Annotated in this window: 1 protein-coding gene; it reads left to right on the plus strand. The window is 68.1% G+C overall.

Annotated features, from left to right (window positions below):
- Positions 1-6: 6 nt before the first annotated feature.
- Positions 7-7,914 (plus strand): non-ribosomal peptide synthetase, encoded by a 7,908-nt coding sequence (locus R1101_RS26465; RefSeq protein ID WP_232284730.1) that lies wholly within the window; start codon positions 7-9, stop codon positions 7,912-7,914.
- Positions 7,915-8,308 lie beyond the last annotated feature (394 nt).

Here is an 8,308-nt window from a genome sequence, read left to right on the forward strand (position 1 = left end):
GACGGAGTGCTGGCCTCCTCGCTACGCCACATCCTCGCCATCGGCGAAGCGCTGCCGCCGGCGACCGCCCAGCGGTTCCTGACCCACAACCGTGCGCGGCTCGTGAACCTGTACGGTCCGACCGAGGCCGCGGTGTCCGTCACCGCCGGCGACGTCACCGATGCCTCGGGTGCGTCGGTGCCGATCGGTGTGCCCGAGTGGAACACCCGGGTCTACGTGCTCGACGAGCGTCTGCATCCGGTTCCGGCCGGTGTCGCCGGTGAGCTGTATCTGGCCGGTGCGCAGCTCGCGCGCGGGTATTTCGGGCGTGCGGATCTGAGTGCGGAGCGGTTCGTCGCCTCGCCGTTCGGTGACGGGGAGCGGTTGTACCGTACGGGCGATCTGGTGCGGTGGACCCGTGACGGGCAGTTGGATTACTTGTCGCGTACGGACTTCCAGGTGAAGGTGCGTGGTTTCCGTATCGAGCTCGGTGAGATCGAGTCGGCCCTGCGGGCGATGGATGTGCTGCGTGATGTCGCGGTGATCGCTCGTGAGGACGAGCGGGTCGGCACCCAGCTGGTCGCGTACATCGTGCCCGTGGACGATGCGCAGGCGGACATCGAGTCGATAAGAACCGCCCTCGGTGCTCAGGTGCCGTCGTACATGGTGCCGTCGGCGTTCGTGACGCTCGATGCGTTGCCGCTGAACGTCAACGGCAAGCTCGACCGCAGGGCCCTGCCCGAACCGGTCTTCGAGACCCGCGAATTCCGTGCCCCGAGCACACCGATCGAGGAGATCGTGGCCGGCGTGTTCGCCGACGTCCTCGGACTCAGCCGAGTGGGCGTCGACGACGACTTCTTCGAACTCGGCGGCAACTCGCTGCTCGCCACCCAGGTCGTCTCGCGGATCGGCGCGGCGCTCGACACCCGCGTCCCCGTTCGCGTGCTGTTCGAGGCCCCCAGCGTCGCGGCGCTCGCCGTCGCGGCCGAGCAGCACACGGGTGCGGCGGCACGTCCGCCGCTGGTGCCGCAGCCGCGGCCCGACCGTGTGCCGTTGTCGCTCGCGCAGCAGCGCATGTGGTTCCTCAACCGTTTCGATACCGAATCGTCGGTCGACAACATCCCGGTCGCGGTGCGCCTGAGCGGTGCACTCGACCTCGGTGCGTTGCAGGCGGCGGTCCAGGACCTGCTGGCCCGGCACGAGGTGCTCCGCACCATTTATCCCGAGATCGACGGACAGCCCTACCAGCTGATCCTCCCCGTCTCGCAGGCCGCGCCCGACATCGACGTCGAACCGGCCACCGAGGACGACCTGCTGCACAAGGTGACCGGGGTCGTCTCCCGCGGGTTCGACGTCACCACCGAGATCCCGCTGCGCGCACGACTGTTCGAGCTCTCCGAGCGCGATCACGTGCTCGTCTTCGTCGTCCACCACATCAGCGCCGACGGCTGGTCCATCTCGCCGCTGACCCGCGACGTGATGACGGCGTACATGTCCCGCGCCGAAGGTGAAGCCCCCGGCTGGGCGCCGCTACCGGTGCAGTACGCCGACTTCGCGATCTGGCAGCGCGCGGTCCTCGGCGGAGAGGACGATGCCGAGAGCCTGCTCGCTGCGCAGGCCGAGTACTGGAAGCGCACGCTCGCGGGTCTGCCCGACGAGCTGAATCTCCCCATGGACCGGCCGCGTCCTTCGATCCAGTCCTTCACCGGCGGCAAGATCGAGTTCGTCCTCGGCGCGGACCTGCACCGCGGCCTCGCGGCACTCGCACGCTCCACGGGCACCACGATGTTCATGGTGATGCACACCGCGCTCGCGGTGTTTCTGTCGAGGATCTCCGACAGCGACGACATCGCGATCGGCACGCCCATCGCCGGTCGTGGCGAATCGGAGGTCGACGACCTGGTCGGCATGTTCGTCAACACGCTCGTCCTGCGCACCCGGGTGGACGCGGGCAAGGGCTTCTCGGACCTCCTCTCGCGCGTGCGGGAGGGCGACCTCGAGGCGTTCGCCCACGCCGACATCCCCTTCGAGCGGCTCGTGGAGATCCTCAACCCCGAGCGGTCGACGGCACGCCACCCGCTGTTCCAGGTGGCACTGTCGTTCGAGAACCTGCCCGAGACGGCGCTGGAACTGCCCGAACTCACGGTGTCCGGAGTGCCCTTCGAGGTCGACACCGTCAAGTTCGACCTGTCGCTGACCCTCCGCGAGCATCGCGGCGGATCGGATGTCCCCGCCGGAATCTCGGCTGAATTCTCCTACGCGAGTGCGTTGTTCGACCGCTCGACGATCGAAGGATTCGCTCGACGGTTCGAGATGCTCGTCGCGGGAGTACTGGGCGATCCGCACCTGCCGGTCGGAGATCTACCGCTTCTCGACACAGACGAGTTCGACCGGCTCACGCACGTCCACGGCGACCGCGTCAGTGCAGGTGGAAGCCTCACCGATATCCTCACTTCGGGAGTCGCGCAAGCTCCCGAGGCCGTCGCGGTGCGGTACGAGGGCCGGTCGGTCACCTACCGCGAACTCGACGAGACCTCGTCGCGCCTGGCCCGCATGCTCATCGAGCGAGGGGTCGGACCGGAGGACATCGTCGCCGTCGCGTACCCGCGTTCGTACGAGATGGTGCTGAGCGTGTGGGCGATCGCGAAGGCCGGTGCCGCCCACCTGCCGGTCGATCCGAACTACCCGATCGACCGCGTGCGCTACATGCTCGCGGATTCCGGTGCGGCCATGGGTATCACCGGGTCCGAATATCGCGAGGCGATGCCGGACGACTCCGACTGGGTCGTGCTCGACGCGCCGGAGACGGCCGCGGAACTGGACGCGCGGTCCGGTGCACCGGTCACCGACGCCGACCGCGTGCGGCCGATCCGGCTCGAACACCCGGCCTATGTGATCTACACGTCGGGTTCGACGGGTAGGCCCAAGGGCGTCGTGGTCACCCACACCGGTCTCGGTGGTGTCGTCGACACCGCCGTGGACCTCTACCACCTGCGTGCCGGCCACCGGTTCCTGCACATCTGCTCGCCGAGCTTCGACCCGTCGGTGCTCGAGTGGATGGCTGCATTCTCGAGCGGTGCGACGCTGGTGATCGTGCCGGGCCGGATCATCGGCGGCCCGGATCTGGCGGAACTGCTGCAGACCGAACAGGTGACCCACACGATCATCACGCCCGCAGTGCTGGGCACGATGGATCCTGCCGGTATCGACAGCCTCGAGGTGGTGTCGGTGGGCGGCGACGTCACCACACCCGAACTGCTCGGTCGCTGGGCGCCGGGACGGAAGTACTTCAACGGGTACGGCCCCACCGAGACCACGATCATCTCGTCGTTCGCCCGCCTGCAACCGGGCCGGCCGATCACGATCGGCAACCCGACCCACGGTGTATCCGCGCTCGTCCTCGACGCCCGGCTGAACCCGGTGCCCGAGGGTGTCGCAGGCGAGCTCTACATGGCAGGTGGCGCGCTCGCGCGGGGTTACCACGGGCGCACCGCCCTGACCGCCGAGCGGTTCGTCGCCAATCCCTACAGCAGCGACGGCTCGCGCATGTACCGCACGGGCGACGTGGTTCGCTGGCGTTCGACCGAGGGCGGTCCCGTCGAGCTCGAATTCGTCGGCCGCAGCGACTTCCAGGTCAAGGTCCGCGGTTTCCGTATCGAGCTCGGCGAGATCGACGCGGCTCTCGCCGGACACGACAGTGTGGATTTCGCGGCTACTGTCGGCCGGACCACCGGTTCCGGCGCCACCGTGCTGGTGTCGTACGTGCTGCCGGTGCGGGGCCGAACGGTCGACACGGCGGAGTTGACCGAGTTCGTGGCGCGGTCGTTGCCGCCGCACATGGTGCCGTCGGCGATCGTGGTGCTCGACGAGGTGCCGCTCACGCCGGTGGGCAAGCTCGATCGCGATGCGCTGCCGGAACCGGTGATCGAGGAGCGTGAGTACCGGGCCGCCGAGGGTGAGGTCGAGCAGATCATCTCCGAGGTGTTCGCGGAGGTTCTGCATCTGGACAAGGTGAGCGTCGACGAGTCGTTCTTCGCGCTCGGCGGCGACAGCATCGTGTCGATCCAGTTGGTGTCGCGGGCGAAGGCGCGCGGTGTGGTGTTCACCCCCCGGGACGTCTTCGAGCGTCGGTCGGTCGCCGGTCTCGCCGAGGTCGCGACGCGCTCCGAGGGCGGGACGACACAGCGTCCGGCCGAGCTTCCCGGTGGCGGTGTCGGCGAGGTTCCGCTGACGCCGATCATGCACGAGGTCCTGTCGTGGCCCGGTGGTTTCGATCGGTTCTCGCAGATCGTCGCCGTGACATTGCCGAGCGGGATCGATCAGGACGTGCTCGTTCGTACGATCGGTGCCGTCGTCGATCACCACGATGCCCTGCGTTCGATCCTCGAGCGCGGAACCGATGGGGAGCATGTCCTACGCGTTCGCGCCGCAGGAAGTGTCGATCCGGTGTCGATTCTCGAACGGGTCGAGCTACCCGCCGGAATCAGCGACGCAGATCTGACCGTCGTTGCGGAACGCGAGATCGACGCGGCGCTGGGCCGGCTCGATCCTGGCAGCGGTTCGGTCCTCCGGTTCGTGTGGTTCGATTTCGGCGGTGAGCGTGCGGGCATCCTCGCGGTCGTCGCCCACCATCTGGTCGTGGACGGCGTCTCGTGGCGCATCCTGCTGCCGGACCTCGGTCTGGCCTGGGGGCAGATCGTCTCCGGCCGGGAAGTGTCGCTCGACGCCGTGGGCACGTCCCTGCGGCGATGGGCACACGGTCTCGTGGCTGCGGCCTCGGAGCGCCGGGCGGAACTTCCTCTGTGGGAGCGCATTCTGGAGGGCCCGGACCCGGCTCTGGGCTCACGTCCGTTCGATCCTGCCGTCGACACCATCTCCACCGTCCGACGGATCGAGCTGTCTCTCCCGGCGTCCGAAACCGATGCTCTGCTGACGTCGGTGCCGACATTGTTCCGCGGTGGTGTCGCCGACGGCCTGATGGCTGCGCTCGGCCTGGCACTCGTGCGGTGGCGACGCGATCGAGGCATCGAATCGTCTTCGGCCCTGGTCAAATTCGAAGGTCACGGACGGGAGGAGTCCGTCCTGCCGGGAGCGGACCTGTCGAGGACGGTCGGGTGGTTCACCAGTGCGTACCCGGTCCGGGTCGACCTGACCGGAGTGGACGTCGACGAGGCGTTCGCCGGTGGCGCTGCGATCGGATCGGCCGTGAAGGCGGTCAAGGAACAGCTCCTGGCCATCCCGGACAAGGGCATGGGATTCGGCCTGCTGCGCTATCTGGATCCGGAATCGTCGGCGCGGTTGGCGTCGATCGCCCGAGTGCCGCAGGTGAGCTTCAACTATCTGGGCCGGATGTCGTCGGCGGACGTACCGGAGGGCCTCGCGGAGATCGGCTGGGCACCGACCTCCGCGCTCGGCGAGCTGGATGTTGCTCAGGACGCCGACATGCCCGCCAACGCGAGCGTCGATATCAATGCGATCGTCTCGGACGGCGACGGCGGACCACAGCTCGGCGCGAGCATCGCCTTCCCGTCGGGGCTGCTGGATTCCGACGACGTGGACGAGCTTGCTCAGCATTGGTCGCAGGCACTGAGCGCTCTCGCCCAGTACGCGGCGTCACCGGATGCGGGTGGCCTGACACCGTCCGACCTGCTGCTCGCCGGTCTCGGACAAAGCGAGATCGAGGAATGGGAGCAGCGCTACCCGGCGCTCTCGGACGTGTGGCCGCTGTCGCCGCTGCAGGCGGGTCTGCTGTTCCACGCGTCGATGGTGACCGAGGAGCACGTCGACGTCTACACCATGCAGGCCGTGCTGGACCTCGAGGGTGAGGTGGATCCGGCGCGCCTGCGTGCGGCCGGACAAGCACTGCTGGACCGATACCCGAATCTCAGGACCGCTTTCGTCACGGACGCGGAGGGACGGTCCCTGCAACTGGTGCTCGACGACGTCGAGCTTCCCTGGCGAGAACTCGATTCGAGCGACACCGAGGACGAGCGACGGATGGCCGCGGTCGCATCGGCATTGGCGGACGAGCAGTCCCGTCGCTTCGACATGGAGTCGGCACCGCTCATTCGGTTCCTGCTCGTGAGATCCGGAACGAACCGGTACCACCTCGGAGTCACGACCCATCACATCCTTCTCGACGGCTGGTCGATGCCGCTGCTCATGCAGGATCTGATGGCCCTGTACGTGCTCCGCGGTGATCCCACGGCACTGCCGCGCGCGCGCTCCTACCGCAGTTTCCTCGCGTGGCTCGCCGAGCAGGACAGGACGGTTTCGCTCGACGCGTGGGCCACCGCGCTCGAAGGGCTCGGAGATCCGACCGCCATCGCTCCGGTTCAGCGCGACCCCGGGAACGACACGATCTCCACGGTCCGCGTCCTGCTCGACACCGAGCGCACCGCCCGGTTGACCGCCCTCGCGGCCGATCTCGGCGTAACCGTGAACACACTCGTGCAGGCTGCCTGGGGTGTAGTGCTCGGCCGCATCACCGGCAGCTCGGACGTCGTGTTCGGCGCGACCGTGTCGGGTCGTCCCGCCGACCTGCCCGGCGTCGAGTCGATGGTGGGTCTGTTCATCAACACACTGCCGGTGCGCGTGAGGACGAACCGGCACGAATCCGTGTCGCAGATGCTCCGACGTCTGCAGGCGGAGCAGGCGGGGTTGCTCGATCACCACTATGTCGGCCTGTCCGACATCGAACAGCGCATCGGAACGCCGATCGGATTCGACTCCCTGCTGGTGTTCGAGTCGTACCCGATCGATCGGGACGCGCTGTCCGACGCTGCGGGCTCGATCGACGGCATGACGATCACGGGCGTCGGAGTGAAGGACGCCACGCATTACCCGGTAACGCTGCTCACCGTCGCCGACAGCGAGATCGAGCTGACCTTCAAATACCTGGAGCGGTTCTTCGACGAGGCCGAGGTCGTTCACCTCTCCCGACGATTCGTGCGTGTGCTGGAGGCGTTCGTCGAGGATTCCGACACGGCGGTCGCCGACATCGAACTCGTCGAGGCCGACGAACTCGCGCGTATCGTGGCCGAATCCGGGCCCTCCACGGTGGTGGCCGGTACGGGAGCGGGCACCCTCGCCACCGTGCTCGCGGAAGTGGTCGAAGTGGACCCCTCGGCGCCCGCAATCGCCGTGCCCGCCGAACCCGAGGGCGACGGGCAGAGTATGGAGATCTCGTACCGCGAACTCGACGAACGGTCTTCCCGCCTGGCCCGCATGCTCATCGATCGCGGGCTGGGAACAGGCGATGCTGTCGCCGTCTCGATGCCACGATCGGTGGACTCGGTGGTCTCGCAGTGGGCGGTGGCCAAGACCGGCGCGGCACTCGTGATGGTCGACCCGGCTCGCCACGGCGAAGAGCTGCCGGCGGGAGCCGCGGTGGGTCTGACCCTCTCGAAGACGGCAGGATCCCTGTCGGGCGACTGGATCGTCGTGGACGACGAGAAGGTGCAGACGGACCTGTCGGCTCTCTCGGCCGCTCCCGTGACGTACTCGGACCGGCTGCGTCCGGTGGAACCCTCGGACGCGGCGGCGGTCATCGGGTCGCGGACGTTCACGAACGCCGAACTTCTCGAGCGGATCGACGAGCTCCGCGAGAGGTACGAGCTGACCTACGAGTCGCGGAGCGCAGCCCTGGGCAGCGTCGACGTCGAATCGGTGGCTCTCGAGCCGCTGGCCGTGACCGCGACGGGTGCGGTCGTCGTGGTCGTACCCGAGAAGACGGTGTCGGGGGCCTCCCTGGACGGTGTGCTCTACAACGAGTGGGTTACGCACGTCCACCTGCCGGAAGCCTCGCTGCGCACGCTCGAGCCGGGCAGTCTCGAGGATCTCGCAGTGGTCGTCGTGGTCGACGAGGCGCCCCAGGATCTGCTCGACGAATGGGGCGCGGCGCACCGGGTGCACCGGCTCTCCGATCCGGACTGACCGCAGGGTGGGGCCGTCCTCGGACGGCCCCGCCGATGCGCGAGGTGGGACCCCGGAGGTACCGCCCGGTAACGTCGAGGGCGACTCGGGAGATGAACCAGAGAGGTTACTGTCGAGTAAGGTCACGCGATTCGGGTGGATGACTATGCTTGCTCGGTTCGCAGGCGCGACCACTGGTATCGAAAGCGAAGGGTGTGGGCTTTTTCATGCGTTCACGACACGACGGCAGCGCGGACGGAGCCACTCCGGTGAACGCATCGCGATCGAGTGACGCGGACTCGCACGTATCTCCGGCCGATCGCGCTCGTGCCCGGACGTCGCGTCCCGAACGAGCTCCCCGCCCCGAACGTGCTCCCCGCCCCGAGCGCGCCGCGCGTTCCGAGCGTGCTGCCCG

The sequence above is a fragment of the Rhodococcus sp. R1101 genome, assembly GCF_000278445.1.
GTDB lineage: Bacteria > Actinomycetota > Actinomycetes > Mycobacteriales > Mycobacteriaceae > Rhodococcus > Rhodococcus gordoniae.